This window comes from Haloprofundus salilacus, from assembly GCF_020150815.1.
Taxonomy (GTDB): Archaea; Halobacteriota; Halobacteria; order Halobacteriales; family Haloferacaceae; genus Haloprofundus; species Haloprofundus salilacus.
Genome location: NZ_CP083723.1, coordinates 2717788 through 2732144, shown reverse-complemented (window position 1 = coordinate 2732144; position 14357 = coordinate 2717788). Strand labels below are relative to the sequence as shown.

The 14357-nt window shown below is 65.3% G+C and carries 19 protein-coding genes; 12 read left to right on the top strand and 7 right to left on the bottom strand.

Going from position 1 to position 14357, the window contains the following annotated elements; translation table 11 throughout:
- Positions 1-42 precede the first annotated feature (42 nt).
- Complete coding sequence (locus LAQ58_RS14150) at positions 43-210, bottom strand: DUF1931 family protein (protein WP_058583225.1); 168 nt, start codon at positions 208-210, stop codon at positions 43-45.
- Between the two features lie 161 nt (positions 211-371).
- On the opposite strand from LAQ58_RS14150, the gene larB reads away from it, so the two are divergent.
- The 7 genes from larB to LAQ58_RS14120 all read left to right on the top strand — a co-directional run bounded on the left by larB (position 372) and on the right by LAQ58_RS14120 (position 4237).
- Positions 372-1139 carry a nickel pincer cofactor biosynthesis protein LarB gene (gene larB / locus LAQ58_RS14145; protein ID WP_224448089.1) on the top strand — a complete coding sequence of 256 codons (768 nt, stop codon included), beginning with the start codon at positions 372-374 and terminating at the stop codon, positions 1137-1139.
- Between the two features lie 100 nt (positions 1140-1239).
- Positions 1240-1389, top strand: coding sequence for a DUF7563 family protein (locus tag LAQ58_RS19135; RefSeq protein WP_425490661.1), 150 nt, complete (start codon positions 1240-1242; stop codon positions 1387-1389).
- 90 nt (positions 1390-1479) lie between these two features.
- The gene (locus tag LAQ58_RS14140) at positions 1480-1734 is read left to right on the top strand and encodes a GIY-YIG nuclease family protein (RefSeq protein WP_224448088.1); all 255 of its coding nucleotides are present in this window, start codon (positions 1480-1482) and stop codon (positions 1732-1734) included.
- A 144-nt stretch (positions 1735-1878) separates the two neighbouring features.
- Positions 1879-2538 carry a helix-turn-helix domain-containing protein gene (locus LAQ58_RS14135; protein WP_224448087.1) on the top strand — a complete coding sequence of 220 codons (660 nt, stop codon included), beginning with the start codon at positions 1879-1881 and terminating at the stop codon, positions 2536-2538.
- 91 nt (positions 2539-2629) lie between these two features.
- Positions 2630-3289 carry a helix-turn-helix domain-containing protein gene (locus tag LAQ58_RS14130; protein WP_224448086.1) on the top strand — a complete coding sequence of 220 codons (660 nt, stop codon included), beginning with the start codon at positions 2630-2632 and terminating at the stop codon, positions 3287-3289.
- Between the two features lie 116 nt (positions 3290-3405).
- Entirely contained in the window at positions 3406-3753 is a 348-nt protein-coding gene (locus LAQ58_RS14125; RefSeq protein WP_224448085.1) for a DUF7344 domain-containing protein, read from the top strand.
- A gap of 277 nt (positions 3754-4030) precedes the next feature.
- The gene (locus LAQ58_RS14120) at positions 4031-4237 is read left to right on the top strand and encodes a DUF7835 family putative zinc beta-ribbon protein (RefSeq protein WP_224448084.1); all 207 of its coding nucleotides are present in this window, start codon (positions 4031-4033) and stop codon (positions 4235-4237) included.
- 123 nt (positions 4238-4360) lie between these two features.
- Here the strand turns inward: LAQ58_RS14120 and LAQ58_RS14115 are convergent, their stop codons facing one another.
- On the bottom strand, positions 4361-4948 hold the full coding sequence (locus tag LAQ58_RS14115) for an NADPH-dependent FMN reductase (protein WP_224448083.1): 588 nt from the start codon (positions 4946-4948) through the stop codon (positions 4361-4363).
- A gap of 167 nt (positions 4949-5115) precedes the next feature.
- Here LAQ58_RS14115 and LAQ58_RS14110 point away from each other — a divergent pair, with 167 nt between their 5' ends.
- Entirely contained in the window at positions 5116-6486 is a 1371-nt protein-coding gene (locus LAQ58_RS14110; RefSeq protein WP_224448082.1) for a phosphoglucomutase/phosphomannomutase family protein, read from the top strand.
- Between the two features lie 7 nt (positions 6487-6493).
- On the opposite strand, the gene LAQ58_RS14105 is transcribed toward LAQ58_RS14110, so the two are convergent.
- Both LAQ58_RS14105 and samp2 read right to left on the bottom strand, forming a co-directional pair.
- The gene (locus LAQ58_RS14105; protein ID WP_317988537.1) at positions 6494-6892 is read right to left on the bottom strand and encodes a GNAT family N-acetyltransferase; all 399 of its coding nucleotides are present in this window, start codon (positions 6890-6892) and stop codon (positions 6494-6496) included.
- Positions 6893-6914: 22 nt separating this feature from the next.
- Entirely contained in the window at positions 6915-7121 is a 207-nt protein-coding gene (samp2, locus tag LAQ58_RS14100) for a ubiquitin-like small modifier protein SAMP2 (protein WP_224448081.1), read from the bottom strand.
- 112 nt (positions 7122-7233) lie between these two features.
- On the opposite strand from samp2, the gene LAQ58_RS14095 reads away from it, so the two are divergent.
- Entirely contained in the window at positions 7234-8202 is a 969-nt protein-coding gene (locus LAQ58_RS14095; protein WP_224448080.1) for a replication factor C small subunit, read from the top strand.
- Between the two features lie 236 nt (positions 8203-8438).
- Here the strand turns inward: LAQ58_RS14095 and LAQ58_RS14090 are convergent, their stop codons facing one another.
- A complete protein-coding gene (locus tag LAQ58_RS14090; protein WP_224448079.1) occupies positions 8439-9383 on the bottom strand; it encodes a cation diffusion facilitator family transporter in 945 nt (314 codons plus the stop codon).
- Between the two features lie 92 nt (positions 9384-9475).
- Between LAQ58_RS14090 and LAQ58_RS14085 the strand changes: the two genes are divergently transcribed.
- Positions 9476-9988 (top strand): metallophosphoesterase, encoded by a 513-nt coding sequence (locus LAQ58_RS14085; protein ID WP_224448078.1) that lies wholly within the window; start codon positions 9476-9478, stop codon positions 9986-9988.
- Positions 9989-10217: 229 nt separating this feature from the next.
- On the opposite strand, the gene LAQ58_RS14080 is transcribed toward LAQ58_RS14085, so the two are convergent.
- Positions 10218-11144, bottom strand: a complete 927-nt coding sequence (locus LAQ58_RS14080) for an ArsR/SmtB family transcription factor (RefSeq protein ID WP_224448077.1) — start codon at positions 11142-11144, stop codon at positions 10218-10220.
- 90 nt (positions 11145-11234) lie between these two features.
- Between LAQ58_RS14080 and LAQ58_RS14075 the strand changes: the two genes are divergently transcribed.
- A complete protein-coding gene (locus LAQ58_RS14075; RefSeq protein WP_224448076.1) occupies positions 11235-11423 on the top strand; it encodes a DUF7859 family protein in 189 nt (62 codons plus the stop codon).
- Positions 11424-11550: 127 nt separating this feature from the next.
- The gene (locus LAQ58_RS14070; protein WP_224448075.1) at positions 11551-12756 is read left to right on the top strand and encodes an inorganic phosphate transporter; all 1206 of its coding nucleotides are present in this window, start codon (positions 11551-11553) and stop codon (positions 12754-12756) included.
- Positions 12757-12911: 155 nt separating this feature from the next.
- Here LAQ58_RS14070 and LAQ58_RS14065 read toward each other — a convergent pair whose 3' ends face one another.
- Entirely contained in the window at positions 12912-14330 is a 1419-nt protein-coding gene (locus tag LAQ58_RS14065; RefSeq protein WP_425490660.1) for a hemolysin family protein, read from the bottom strand.
- Positions 14331-14357: the final 27 nt, after the last annotated feature.

The window sequence follows — 14357 nt, the reverse complement described above, 5'->3', positions numbered from 1 at the left end:
TGGCAGCTGTAGTCGCGAAAAAATTGTGGGTTGATCGCCGGCTTAGAGGTCGCGCGGCTGGACCGTCTTTCGGTCGTTCGCCTCGGCGCGACGGGCGGCGTCGTCGAGAAGCTCCTTGACTTCCTCGTCGAGCGCGTCGTAGAAGTCCGACGCGACGTTTTTGTCATCGAGCGCTTCTTTAACAGCTGCCTTGACGATAAGGTCTGCCATGCAGGCGAGGCTACCGGGGCCTTATTAATAAGATTTCCCAAATCGCACCGTCAGCCCCCCTCGCGGGTGTTCGCGTCCATATCCGCCGTTGGATTTAAGTACTCCGGGGTCGATGGACCGGAAACGACAGCTACGAGTGCCCTGCGGGCCGAGCGTCTGCCATGCGAGACATTTTGGAAGCCGTCGCCTCGGGGAAGCTCTCCCCGGCGGCGGCCGAGGCTCGATTGTCCGGATACGCCAGTACCGACGCGGGGCGGTTCGACGCCGCCCGCGAGCACCGACGCGGCGTGCCGGAGGCGATTCTCGCCGACGGCAAGACTCCCGACGAGACGGCGTCTCTTGCGCTCACGGCACTCGAAACTACGGGTCGAGCGCTCGTCACGCGAACCGACGAGGCGGACGTCGCGGCCGTCTGCGCGCGTGTCGAGGAGGCGTACCCCGACGCGATTGTCGACGCCGACGACCGCGCGCGGACGCTCGTCGTGCGCACGCCCGACCACGAGCGGCCGTCGCTCGACGCTACGGTGGCCGTCGTCACCGCCGGAACCTCCGACGCCGCCGCCGCGGGCGAGGCGACTACGGTGCTCCGGGAGATGGGTGCGACGGTCGACCGCATCGAAGACGTGGGTGTCGCCAACATCGACCGCGTGCTCGATCAGCGCGAGGCACTCCGCGCGGCCGACGTACTCGTCGTCGCCGCCGGGCGCGAGGGGGCGCTCCCGACCGTCGTTGCCGGGATGGTCGACGCGCCCGTCATCGCGCTGCCCGTCTCCGTCGGCTACGGCTTCGGCGGCGAGGGCGAGGCGGCGCTCGCGGGAATGCTCCAGTCGTGTTCGGTGCTCTCAGTCGTCAACGTCGATGCCGGGTTCGTCGCGGGTGCGCAGGCCGGTCTCATCGCGCGAGCTGTCGGTGGCGCTCGCGAGGCGTAGGGTTCGACTTCGTCGGCCGCGCGCACGTGCGCAACACCTTCATGTGCCTCGGTCACGTACAGCGAGGCACCGGCTGACTGGTGGATGCCGGACCCGAACAATGCCAACCTGCGACCACTGCGGGTCGCACGTGTCCGAGCGTTTCGCGCGGGTGTTTGCCGACGAGTACGGGCGTCTGATGGCCTGTCCAGCTTGCTCGGCGAACGCCGGTATCGCGGAAGTCGCACGACATCGCGCCCGCAATGCATAACCACTGTCGGGTAACGAATCAATGACCACCACGCGAAGCCTTCTGGGACGGACCGACGCCGTTTAGCGTCGTCGCCGTCTGCGTCGACTCGTGCACTACGTCTACGTCGTCGAGTGCGCCGATGGCAGTTACTACACCGGCTACACGACCGACGTACGGCGACGCGTCGCCGAACACAACGCGGGCGACGGGGCGAAGTACACGCGGGGACGGACGCCGGTCGAACTGGTCCACTCGGAGTCGTACTCGTCGAAGTCCGCGGCCATGAGCCGCGAGTACGAGATAAAACAGCTCTCGCGTCGACAGAAGGAGCGACTCGTCGACGTCCGTCCTCCCGAACGTTGACTGCGGCGTCGTCTCGTCCGACTTGCCGTCGACACCGTCCCGTCGTCGTTTCTGTGAACCCGAACGGACGCTTCGTCCGTCGCCTCGTCCGTCGCGCCCCGGCTTTCTTCTATTCTGGTTGCGTATCTGAAAACGGACCGAACAATGGCCGTCGTCACCGAAATCTACATTCCGTCGGATTCGTTCGCGCTGGGGACGCTGCTTACGGCGAACGACGAGTTTCACGTCGAGTTCGAGCGTCTCGTCCCCGCCGGCGGACAGGTGTTGCCCATCTTCTGGGCGTGGGGCGGGGAGTTCGAGACGTTCGAATCGCGCGTTCGGGCCAGTCGGTTCGTCGACGAACTTACCGTCATCGAACGCGTCGACGATCGAACGCTCTACTCGGTGATCTGGGACTCTGAAGTGTACGGGTTCGTCGACGGACTGGCGAAGGCGAACGCGGTTATCCTCAGCGCGCACGGCTCCGACGACCAGAGTTGGAATTTCCGCCTCCTGTTTCGCTCCCACGAGTCTCTCTCGTCGTTTCACGACTTCCTCCTGAGCAACGACATCCCCTACACGCTCGGCAGCGTGCAGACGCTGGTCGAGGCGAACCTCGGCGACGAGCGCGTCGACCTGACGCCGGAACAGCGCGAGGCGCTGCTTCTGGCGTACCAGCGCGGCTACTTCGACTCGCCGAGTCGCGTGACGTTGACGGAACTCGCTGACGAACTGGGAATCACCCAGCAGGCGCTCTCACAGCGTATCCGCCGCGGGAACGAACAGCTGCTCGCCGAACTGTTCGCCGGCGAACGTCCCATCTGACCGTCGGCTTCGAAACCAAACCGACGAGGATAAAATACTCTTGTTCAAACAAGGCTGAGGCAAATCTAGGTCCCCCGTATCTGTTACGCCGATGGCCGTCATCGCTGAAATTTCACTTCCATCTACTGATTTCGTTCTGGGACAACTGCTGAGCGACGAGAGGGAACTACACGTCGAGTTCGAGCGAATCGTCTCGCTCGGCAACGAGACGTGCCCGCTGTTTTGGGTCCGACACGGTGAGGTTGACGGGTTCGAGCGGCGACTCGCCGGATGCGACGCCGTCGACGAGTACACCGCGTTGGAACGGTTCGACGACCGAGTGCTGTACGCGGTGAGGTGGGAACCGCCGTCGAACGGTTTTCTCTACGGTCTCGACGAGGCCAACGCGGTGGCGCTGCGGGCGCGGTGGTGCGACGATGGACAGTGGCGGCTGAAACTTCTGTTTCCCTCTCACGAGGAGTTGTCGGCGTTTCACGAGTTCTGCCTCGACAACGAGATTCGCTGCACGCTTGGTCGAATCTATCCCCTGGACGACTCAACCTCCGGTCGAAACGTCGATTCGCTCACGGCCGAACAGCGGGAGGCGATCTCGCTCGCGCTGCGAGAGGGCTACTTCGACACCCCGAGTCGGACGACGCTCTCACAGCTGTCGACGCAGCTGGAAATCTCTCAACAGGCGCTCTCGCAACGGATTCGACGCGGAACGAAGGCCGTCTTCGAGGAGATACTGTCGGACGCCGACGGTCCGTAGACGGCCGTCCCGTATCGACGGCGCAAAAGTCCCTTGTTGGAACTACCCGCCTCACTAACCGTCTCGATGAGTAAATTACATCCATGTCGGACAAGATCTTATCTGATGGTGACTATTTGCCGAAGATAACGCAGAGTGAGACGCTTCCCTGCTCGGAAACGGAACTGTTCGAGATCTTCGGCGACTCCGTCCGACGCCAGGTGCTCTCGTATCTCTACTCGGGGTCTCGGAAAGTCGTCTCGACGAACGAACTCGCCGAACGATGCATCGAATCGGATGAGGTGGCCACCGACGACTCCGACCAACTCGCGTCCACGCTTCACCACCTGCATCTCCCGAAACTCGACGATGTCGGGCTTCTCGACTACGACCCGGACGCCGGTGAGGTACTGGGTCCGGACGAAGACACCGTCGACGCGGGCGTCGCGGAGTTGATGGACGTCCTCTCCCGTGTCGTCGAGTAACGCCGACCGTCTCCTCATCGAGTTCGCCGCTCGACCGTCTCAGCCGCTCGACCGTCTCCTCCGGAAGCTAATTTGTATCTCTTGTCACAACAAGGAGTTCGTGTATCCGTCTGTGCGGTGGCAGTTTAGACGGTTGCCGACGCGCCTTACGGCCCATTCGGTGTGGTACGCGAGCGAACGGACGACCCCCGTCGAGAACGAGGGGGGAGTTCTCGACGACGTCGGCAACCCGCTACACACCCGTTTCGCCGAACTTCGACACAGCGAACGCTGACAGATGAGTACGAGAACGGAGCCACACGTCGACGGTAGACGGGAGTACTGCTCGGCGTGCGACGAACGCACGCTGCACGAAGTGACCATCGAACAGACGATGCGGCACGGAGACGCGACGTCCGAGAAGAACCGAAAGTTCTCGAAGGTTCCGCGTCGCAAGAGCAGGTGTAAACGCTGCGGGACCGTCGACGAGCAGACCGTCGTCTGACGGACGCCCGCCAGCGCGGTGGGGTCGATCGACTCGGAGCGACGCGAACCGAGGGTAACCCGATGCGAGTCGAGACGACCCGACTTACAGGGGCACTATCGCAGGGGCGCTACCGCAGGCGCGTTACTCGCTCGCAAACGGACTGTTTCCGGCGCTCACTTGCTTGGCGTGCTCGGCGACCGTGCGGCCGAGTTTCTCGATTCGTTCTTCGATAGCCTCGTCGACGAGTTCGTACGCCGGTTCGCCGTTCGTCGCGGGTTCGCTTCGGTCTTCGAATTTCTCGTATGCTTTGCGGATGCCGACCTGGTGCGGGACGACGTAGCCGTGGACGCCGCGGACCGTGCTGCGCATGTGTTCGAGCGTGCTGCCGTAGGAACCGCCGCCGGCGGTCGCCAGCAGGCCGACCACGGTGTCCTCGTACTCGTCGAACGAGCAGTAGTCGTGGAAGCTTCGGAACGTCGAGGAGTACGACCCGTGGTAGACGGGCGAACCCAAGATGACGCCGTCGGCTTCGCGCATCCGGCGCATCAGGTCGGCGGACTCGCCCTGCTCGTCTCTGTCGGGGTGGTACAGCGGTAGGTCGACCGCACCGAGGTCGATGAAGTCGGTGTCGACGCCGGTCTCGGCTGCCGCGTTCAGAGCGTACTTCAGTGCCTCGCGGGTGTAACTGCCGTCACGGCGGCTCCCGGACACTGCGACGACGCGTGTCATTGGTTTCAATTGGGTTCCAACGCTCAAAAGGCCGTTGAAGGGGCGCAGGTACTCTCTAGTCGCTGACACTCGCCCCGTCGATGCGGCGGTCTCGCTCCGCCGCGCTGTGTCCGTCGCACCGCCGTCTCGGAGGTGGTTTTTTGCTCACAGCACGGGACAGTACCCGTATGGATGCAATCTCCTTCGGCACCGATGGATGGCGAGCGACGCTCGACACGTTCACCGACGACCGACTCCGCGTCGTCGGACAGGCCGTTGCCGACTACCTCCGCGACGAGGGGTACGACGACCCCGTCGCCGTCGGCTACGACGCCCGCGAGTCCTCGCCCGGGTTCGCCGAGAGCCTCGCGGAAGTGCTCGCCGACAACGGCTTCGACGTACTGCTGCCCGAGCGCGATTGCCCGACGCCCGTTCTCGCGTGGAACATCGTCTCGCGCGGCCTCTCGGGCGCGCTGATGGTCACGGCCTCGCACAACCCACCCGAGTACAACGGCGTGAAGTTCATCCCCGACGACGGCGCGCCCGCGCTGCCCGAAGTGACGACGGCCGTCGAGGAGCGACTCGCCGAACCGCGCGACCCCGTCGACGACCGCGGCGACGTCGAACGCGTCGACTTCGTCTCCGAGCACGCCGAGCACGCGCGTAATCTCGTCGACGCCGACCTCACTGGCACGACCGTCGTCTACGACGCGATGCACGGCAGCGGCCGCGGCGTCACCGACGCGCTACTGGAATCCACCGGAGCCGAAGTAATCCGCCTCCGCTGCGACGACGACCCGACGTTCGGCGGCGAGTCGCCGGAACCGAGCGAGGAACTGCTCGGCGACCTCGTCGACACCGTTGCCGAAAACAACGCGGACCTCGGCATCGCCAACGACGGCGACGCCGACCGCCTCGCGGTCGTCACGCCCGAGCGCGGTTTCCTCGACGAGAACCTCTTCTTCGCCGCGCTGTACGACGCGCTGCTGGAGGAGGACTCCGGCCCCGCGATTCGGACCGTCTCGACGACGTTCCTCATCGACCGCATCGCGGAGGCCCACGGCGAGGACGTCGTCGAAACGGCGGTCGGGTTCAAGTGGGTCGCGCAGGCGATGAGCGAACACGACGCGCTCATCGGCGGCGAGGAGTCGGGAGGCTTCAGCGTCCGCGGCCACATCCGCGAGAAAGACGGCGTGCTCGTATCGCTTCTCGCTGCCGCCGTCGCCGCCGAAGAGTCGTTCGACTCGCGCGTCGACCGCCTCGAAGCCAAACACGGCGAGATTCACGCCGACAAGGTGAGCGTCGACTGCCCAGACAGCGAGAAGGCACGCGTCTTAGACGACCTCTCCGACGAGATTCCCGACACGGTGGCCGGGCGCGAGGTGTCGCAGGTCGTCACGCTCGACGGCTTCAAACTCCTGCTCGAAGACGGGTCGTGGCTGCTCGTCCGCCCCTCGGGAACGGAACCGAAGATGCGCGTCTACGCCGAGTCCGACAGCGCCGACAGCGTCACCGACCTGCTCGTCGAGGGTCGAGAACTCGTCACGTCGCTCGTCTGAAGCGGTTCTACCGCTCCTCGCTTCTGCTGTGCTTCTCGGCCCACAGTCGTCCGTCGCGTTCGGTTATCTCGAAGCCCAGCGACTCGTAGAACTGTCGCACGCGCGGGTCGAAATCCGCGGTCAGGCGGTCGGTTCGCTCTAGTGCAGCGCGGACGAGGGCGCTCCCGACGCCGTCCGCCCGATGCTGGCGACGGACGGCGACGGCGTCGACGTGGTCGCCGTCGCGGACGAGCGCCCCGATAATATGTCCGTCTCGTTCGGCGACGAGGACGGCGTCGGTTCCGAGTCGCGTCTCGACCGTCTCGGCGTCGATTTCCAGCACCGCGCCGTCGAGCACGCGCATCACGTCGACCAGTTCGTCGTCCGCGGCGACGCGGACGGTCGACGTCGGTCCGTCGTCGGTCACGGGCGGCCAGGGTTGCGGTCGGTCACCGACCGCCGCCTTTGATGAGTCGGAGCACCTTCACCCGGTCCGTCTCGACGGGTTGGTCCTCGGGCACCGGGCGGCCGTCGACCAGCACCGACACCTCGTGGGGGCTGAGGTCGACCGCCGACACGAGGTCGGCGTACGTCGCGTCGTCGGAGATGGCCACCTCGCGGCGCTCCTCGCCGACGATCTCCACGCTCACGTCCATATCCGCGATGGGTCGCCCGGCGGTTTCAGCGTTTCCGTCCCGGGACGGTTCCGGCGTCTCCGTCCGCGGTCGTCTCGGGGAGTTTATGGGGCGACCGACTCCTTCCTATGGTATGAGCGAGGCCGAGGGAACGCCGGGTCGCGAAATCTGGATCGAGAAGTACCGCCCGCAGACGCTCGACGACGTCGTCGGGCAAGACCGCATCGTCGAACGCCTCCAGAGCTACATCGAACAGCGCGACCTGCCGCACCTGCTGTTCGCAGGTCCTGCCGGCGTTGGCAAAACCACCTGCGCCACCGCGATTGCCCGCGAGGTGTACGGCGACGACTGGCGCGGCAACTTCCTCGAACTCAACGCCTCCGACGAACGCGGCATCGACGTGGTGCGCGACCGAATCAAGAACTTCGCGCGTGCCTCCTTCGGCGGCCACGACTACCGAATCATCTTTCTCGACGAGGCCGACTCGCTGACGAACGACGCTCAATCCGCCCTGCGCAGGACGATGGAGCAGTTCTCCGACAACACCCGTTTCATCCTCTCGTGTAACTACTCCTCGAAGATAATCGACCCCATCCAGTCGCGGTGCGCCGTCTTCCGGTTCTCGCCGCTGGGCGACGACGCCGTCGACGAGACGGTCCGCCACATCGCCGAGACGGAGGGAATCGAGTTGACCGACGACGGGGCCGAGGCCCTCGTCTACGCGGCTAACGGCGACATGCGCCGCGGCATCAACTCGCTGCAGGCAGCGGCGACGACCGGCGAAGTCGTCGACGAGGAGGCTGTCTACGCCATCACCGCCACCGCCCGCCCCGAGGACATCGAAGAGATGGTGACGCGGGCGCTCGACGGCGACTTCGCCGCCGCGCGCTCGAAACTCGACTACCTCCTCACCGACGTGGGGATGGCCGGCGGCGACATCATCGACCAGCTCCACCGCTCGGTGTGGGAGTTCGGTCTCGACGACCGCGCGGCGGTCCGCCTGATGGAGCGCATCGGCGAGACCGACTATCGCATCACCGAGGGCGCGAACGAACAGGTGCAGTTGGAAGCGCTTCTTGCGTCGCTCGCGCTCGACGACTGACGGTTCGAACCGGACAACAGAGTCGTGTCGACCGCCCGACGACAGTTTTCACGAACTGAGAACATCCGCCGAAACTATATGTTCCCTCGGCCTATCCGAAGACGGGGTGGTGTCGATACAATCGGACACCGACGCCTCGGTGCGACAGTTGTCGCATCCGATGCGTTTTCTGCGGTTCTCCGACCCAAGCGAGCAGTTCGCTCGGGCAGTTTCTGTCTCTGAAACTCCCGTGTCGTTCAGACCTCCGGCTCGATGTTGACGTAGGAGACGCGGTTGTCGGCCGATTCGAGTTCTGACTTTATCTGTCCGATGTCGGTGTCGATGTCGCCCGTGACGAGTTCGCCGTCGAACCGTACCTCCGCGGTGACGAGCGTCTTCTCGGCCCCGACGTACACCGAGCGGAAGCTATCGACGCCCGTCACGCCCGGATGCTCGAGGATGACCCGCCGAAGCTTCTCCTCGACGTCGGCGGGGAGACTCTCGCCGATGAGCAGGCGTTTATTCTCCCACGCGAGCGCGGCGGCGAAGCCCATGAGCAACAGACCGATGATCAGCGACGCGATAGCGTCGTAGATGGGCGCGTCGAGGAAGTGCGACAGGAGGATGCCGACGAGCGCGATGGCCGCACCGCCGAGCGCGATGGCGTCCTCGGTGTACGCCGTTAGCGTCGTCACGTCGCTCGTCTTCCGGAACGCCTCGGGGATGCCGCTCCAGCCGTACTCGTTTATCTGTCGCTGGAGTTCGTCGTTGGCCTTCACGAACGCGTACGTCTCGAAGGCGATGGCACCGAGGAGGACGACGACGTTCACCCAGACGGGGTCGAACGTGCTGCCGAAGAACGTCACGGGGTCGCCACCGCCCCCGTGACCGGGGTGCATGATGGCTTCGTAGCCGTGTTTGAGGCTCTCCCATCCGGCGATGCCGAACAGCATCACCGCGACGAGGAAGCTGTAGAAAAACTGTGACTTGCCGTAGCCGAATGGATGCTGTCTGCTCGGATCCTTACCGCTGTACCGGATGCCGACGAGCAAGAACACCTGGTTGCCGGTGTCGGAGATGGAGTGGTACGTCTCCGACAGCATCGACGGACTGCCGGTCAGCAGATACCCGAAAAACTTCATCACCGCGATAGCGCCATTGGCTATCAACGCGGCAATGACGACCGATTTGCTTCCTGCCATGCACAATCGGTCACGACGCTGACTGAAAGCCGTTCCGCCCGCACCCGCAACTCATCGGGTGGTTTCAGTACCCGTCGGTCCGTACCCCCGCCGTGCTCACCGTCGTCTCCGACACCCACGCTACCGACTCGCACCGCCTGCGAGGCAGAACCCTCCAAGCGGTCCGCGACGCCGAGGTGGTCGTCCACGCGGGCGACTTCATGACCGGACGCGTGCTCAACGCGTTCGTCGACGAATCTGCGAGGTTTCGCGGCGTCTACGGCAACAACGACGACGCCGAGATTCGAAATCGACTCCCCGCCGCCCGAACCGTCGAGTATGAGGGTATCCGCTTCGCCGTAACCCACACCCGCCGCGGCGGCGACACGGCGCTCACGCTGTTCGGTCGAGAACGCGACGCCGACGCGGTCATCTTCGGGCACAGTCACCGTCCGGTTTTCGACAGAACGGGACCGCTGGCGCTTCTGAACCCAGGGAGCCACGCCGAACCGCGCGGCTACCGGGCGGCGCACGCCGAGTTAGAACCTGAGGGCGACGGACTCCGCGGACGCCTCTGCACGCCGGACGGCGACGTATTCGAGAGATTCCGCATCGGCCCGAAGTAGCGGGCGCTCGGACGACGTTTCGGCAACGGGTGAGAGGGGAGGAGGGCCAGCGGAGGGCGCGAAGGGTTGGAGGGCCGTGAACCGCCTCGTTCGTCCCGTCGGCCAGCACGCAGACCGACGCGGCTTCGAAGGGAGGCTACGACCGCGGTGGGCCGAAGCGAGGCGGTTGCGTACTCACCTATAGTCCCGGTTGTCAAATACGCACCGTAAGGTCAAACGCCCGTTTCACCTACCGCCGATACCGGACGAACAGCGCGACCAGAAGCACCGCGACGCCGCCGAGGAAGAAAAGGAACCCCGGCGAGGCGACGAGCACGTCGAGAAGCGTCGGCCCGCCAGCGTCCAGCACCTCGCCGCCGAAGTCGACGGCGGTGTCGGCGGCCGTCCGCGTCGTCTCCCCGCTGTCGGCCGCCGTCGATTCGGTGGCTACCTCGGTGGAATCGGCCGTCTGCGGTGCGTCGGTCAGCGTTCGGGTAGACTCCGTACCTTCCTCCATCGTCGTCTCGGCGGCCGTATCCGCCGCTCCGTCTGCGGTCTCCGTCGCTTTGTCTGCGGTCTCCGTCGCCCCACCGCTGTCGACGGCTCCGCCGTCGTCTCCGCTCCCTCCCCCGCTTCCGGCGTCTCCGTCGCTCCCCGCGCCGCCGGAGGTGTTCTCGCCGCTCTGTCCTTTCGCGCCGCCGGACGATCCGATGGCGAATGGTGAGAACTCGGCGGTCGGCCCGCCGAGCAGCCGGTCGACGACGAGGCTGGCGACTCCGAGGACGCCGACGCCGCCGACGAGTCGCGACAGGAGCGCGCGGAGACCGTTCGTCTCCTCCTCTCGTCCCGCGACGACGACGAGCGCGCGGTCCGAGGGACCGTACACCTTCATCTCGCGGCCTTTCTCGGAGTAGGCGGTGCCGACGACTTCGACGATACCGGCGTCTTCGAGGTTGCCGAGGTGGTACTGGACGTTCTGTAACGACGTGTCGACGCGGTCGGCGAGTTCGGCGGGCGTCGTCGGTTCCTCGTGGAGTTCGGCGAGGACGCGCCGGGCGGTTCGCGACGAGAGCGCCGAGAGCAACTCGTCGGCGGCGTCGCTGTCGAGACCGATGACGCGCGGGTCGCCGGGGTCGGCGTTGGCGGTGTCCGGAGTGGAGGGCAGCAGACCGGCCATCTACCCCCGATTCCGAGGCGGCACACAAGAGCGTTCCCTTCACTCCCGGCGGGCGAAACGGCTATACGGCCGCCGCGGTGAGTGGTCGCTATGTCCGATTCGTCGCCCGTCGTCGCACAGGGTTCTCTCGTCGATACCGTCGTCGACGCGCTCGGTAACGATCCGGTGTTCGTCGGTCTCGTCCTCGCTATGCTGCTGTTCGTCTTCTTCGCGTATCTCTTCGTCCGCCGGACGGTCACGGGTCTCCAGCAGGGGTATCAGGAAGGGCGCCGACGCTGACCCGGATGCTCGACCACGACGACCGACGGCTCTCGCCGCCGACCGACAGTCGCCAAGCCGCGCCGAATCGCCGTGAGGCTTGCCGATTCCCGGTAGGCACTTGTGACTCCCGAACGCAGAAACGACAATGGTAGCTGTCGAGACCCTCGCGACGTTCGTCGTAGCGGCGCTCGCCAGTCTTTTCATGGCGTGGGCTATCGGTGCCGGGTCGTCGGGGTCAACGCCGTTTGCTCCCGCGGTCGGAGCGAACGCCATCTCGGTGATGCGAGCGGGGTTCATCGTCGGCATCCTCGGCTTCGCCGGCGCGGTACTCCAGGGGGCGAGCGTCACCGAAGCCGTCGGCACCGAACTCATCGTCGGCGTCAACCTCTCGGCTATCGCGGCGACGGTCGGTCTCTTAACCGCCGCCGCGCTCGTCGCTGTCGGCGTCTTCACGGGGTATCCCATCGCCACGGCGTTCACCGTCACCGGGGCCGTCGTCGGCGTGGGTCTCGCGCTCGGTGGCGCACCCGCGTGGGCGAAGTATCAGGAGATCGTGGCGCTGTGGGTGCTCACGCCGTTCGTGGGCGGCGGCATCGCCTACGGGACGGCCAAGATGCTCCGGAGCGAACGCGTCGCCGAACGCGTCGCCGTTCCGCTTCTCGCCGGTCTCGTCGGCGCGCTCGTCGCGAACGTGCAGTTTTCGATACTCGGACCGGGTAGTGAGGGGGCGAGCATCGCCACCGCCGTCGCCGCCGGAGCTGCGATCCCGTCCGTCTCGGGGCTTCCAGTCGGTCGTCTGCTCGTGACGCTCGTCGTCGCCGCCCTTGTCACCGCGCTGCTCTACCGGGACATGGTTCGCGACGCCGCCGCCGGACAGCGACGGTTCCTCCTCGTCCTCGGCGGACTCGTCGCGTTCTCGGCGGGCGGCAGTCAGGTCGGTCTGGCCATCGGCCCGCTGGTTCCGCTGCTCGGCCCGGCGATGCCGGTGCCGCTTCTCGCGGTTCTCGTCGGCGGCGGTCTCGGCTTGCTGGCGGGGTCGTGGACCGGCGCGCCGCGGATGATAAAGGCCATCGCGCAGGACTACTCCTCGCTCGGCCCCCGCCGTTCCATCGCGGCGCTCATCCCCTCGTTCGCCATCGCGCAGGCGGCCGTCGCCTTCGGTATCCCCGTCTCGTTCAACGAGATAATCGTTAGCGCCATCATCGGTAGCGGCTACGCCGCCGGCGGCAGCGGTGTGAGTCGTCAGAAGATGCTATACACAGTTCTCGCGTGGGTCGGGTCGCTGGCGCTGGCGCTCGGGTTAAGCTACGGGCTGTTTTGGGCCGTCGACTGGCTGTTTGCCGCGGTGTGACTCTCTCTCTCTCCGCCGGCGCGCGGGTGGGAGAAACTGACGCAATCAGCGATCCGATCCGGCGAGTCCCCGGAGTACGATGGGTCGAGAACGCGACGGCGGTAAGGAGGCGACGACGGGCAGAACTCACTGTTCCGACTCCACGCCGATACGTATTAGGTTCGTGACGGTTGGTCGGTTTCTGACGGTTGATCGGCCTCGTCGAACTCGTCCGACCCGTCTTCGTCGTCGTTCGCGGCCGACTCCGGCGTCGTGATGCGCGCCCGCATGATGCGGGTGTTGTCGACCTCCTCGATGTGGATGACGACGCCGTCGTACTCTATCTCCTCACCCTCCTCGACGAGTCGTCCCGCTCGGTTGAAGATGAACCCGGCGAGCGTCTCGAACTCCTCGCCCTCCGGCAGTTCGAGGTCGAGCACCTCGTTCACCTCGTCGATGTTGACCTCGCCGCGAACGAGCGTCGTCCGCTCGTCGACGGTGTCGAACGCCTCCTCCTCGTCGCCTTCGAGGATGTCGCCGACGATCTCCTCGGCGACGTCTTCGAGCGTGATGATGCCCTCGGTAGTACCGAACTCGTCGATGACGACGACCATCTGGAGGCGGTTGTCCTGCATCTCCGCCAGCAGCTCGTCGACGTTCTTCGACTCGGGGACGTGCAGCGTCGGTTTGACTACGTTGTCGAGGCTGTTACCGCCCTCGCCGTAGTGCTTCTCGCGGACGAGGTCGCGCACATTGACGATGCCGATGATGTTGTCGAGGTTACCGTCGTAGACGGGGATTCGCTCGTGGTCGGCCTGTACACACGTCTCGATGGCCTCGTCGATGGTCGCGTCTTTCGGCACGGCCGTTACGTCGAGACGCGGCGTCATCACCTCCTTGGCGATGGTGCTGGTGAAGCGGAAGATGCGGTCGAGCATCTCGCGTTCTTCCTCCTCGATGACGCCCTCGCGCTCTCCGGTCTCTATCATGTCCTGAATCTCGTCGCGGGTGATGTACGACGACTCGATGGAGGACTGTCCGCCGGTGAACCGGTTGACGACCCGCGTCAGGTAGTCGAAGAAGATGACGAGCGGGTAGAGCACGTACTCGGAGTACTTCAGCGGGCGAGCGATGCGCAGCGCCCACGACTCGGTGTTTTCCACCGCGTAGGACTTCGGCGCGCTCTCGCCGAAGAGCAGGACGAGCGTCGTGATGCCGAGCGTCGAAATGAGGACCGATTCGAGACCGCTGAACTGGTAGTATCCCAACAGCCCGGTCGTTATGGAGGACATCGCGATGTTGACGATGTTGTTGCCGACGAGAATCGTCACCAGGAGGCGGTGGGGGTTCTCTTTCAGCGACTGCACCGTCTCCGCGTTCGGGACGTTATCGTCGACGAGCGAGTCGATGCGGTGTTTCGCCAGCGAGAACATCGCTATCTCGGAGGACGAGAAGAACGCCGAGAGCGTGATGAGAATCCCGATGGTTACCACGCCGCCGATGAAGACAGTCGTCGAGTTAACCGGCACTGGACCGATTGCTTGAGCGGACTGAAGAGGCAGAGAATGAGTCGTATGTAGCAGCGGCAAACCCATGTGACACGTATCTTTATCATGGACCCG